The organism is Photorhabdus stackebrandtii, from assembly GCF_011189495.1.
Classification (GTDB): domain Bacteria; phylum Pseudomonadota; class Gammaproteobacteria; order Enterobacterales; family Enterobacteriaceae; genus Photorhabdus; species Photorhabdus khanii.
In genome coordinates this window covers 1-986 of sequence record NZ_PUJV01000132.1, presented here as the reverse complement: position 1 = coordinate 986, position 986 = coordinate 1, and the positions used below count along the sequence as shown (strand labels likewise).

The window sequence follows — 986 nt, the reverse complement described above, 5'->3', positions numbered from 1 at the left end:
CGGAACAGGCTGACCGCACGTGTCAAGAATATAGATACGGTTATTGGCAATCGGGCGACCGATGGGAGGCAAAGTGGGCCACCGGTTCGGGTCCTGATCCAGAATGTATGCCGTTGTCACATGGCTTTCAGTCGGGCCATAGTGATTGTGTAAGCGGCAACCTTCTGCACGTTGCAGAAAACGCTGAATGGCCGGTGTTATACGCAGTTGTTCGCCCGCGGTGACGATATGGGCCAGACAGGAAAAATCTTCCCCGCTGTGACTGGCTGCTTCCGCAAGGTGCTGGAGTGCAATATAGGGAAGGAAAATTCGGTCAATCCGTTGTTGCGAGATCAGGCGGAGAAGCTGTTCCGGCTGCCGGCGCAGGGACTCATTAATCAGTACCAGACAGCCGCCTTCACACAAGGTGGTGAAGATTTCCTGAAAAGCGACATCAAATCCCAGTGCGGCAAACTGGAGAGTTTTACCGTTTCCGGCGGGTTGTGACGGGGATTGACGGTGCCATTGTAGCAGGTTTAACAGACCCGCCTGCGGCATCTCCACTCCCTTAGGTAAACCGGTGGAACCGGAGGTATAGATAATGTAGGCCGGATGGCGTGATGTCAGCCCCAAAGTTTGGGGTTCCGGATTATGGTCAGGTTGTTCAACCTGTGCAGCGTCAGGGGCATCCAGCAGTACGATTGTGTAGTCAGCCGCAGAGAAAGCATGCTTCGAACTGTCAGCAAGCACGCTCTGGGTCAGCAAAACCACCGGTGCGGCATCGTTGAGCATATACGCCAATCGTTCAACAGGATAACTTGGATCGAGCGAGACATAAGCACCGCCAGCTTTTAATACCGCCAATAATCCCACCACCATGGCCGGTGAACGTGAGACACAAATCGCTACCCGCTGATCCGGCTCTACGCCCAACGCAATAAGTTGATGGGCCAACCGATTAGCACGAGTATTTAATTCGGCATAACTCAGGGACTGATTTTCATACA

The 986-nt window shown here is 53.3% G+C and carries 1 protein-coding gene; it reads right to left on the bottom strand.

Annotation, left to right across the window (positions count from 1 at the left end; all coding sequences use genetic code 11):
- The coding region (locus C5470_RS21965; RefSeq protein WP_166291904.1) for an AMP-binding protein at positions 1 to 986 on the bottom strand (986 nt) is incomplete at both ends.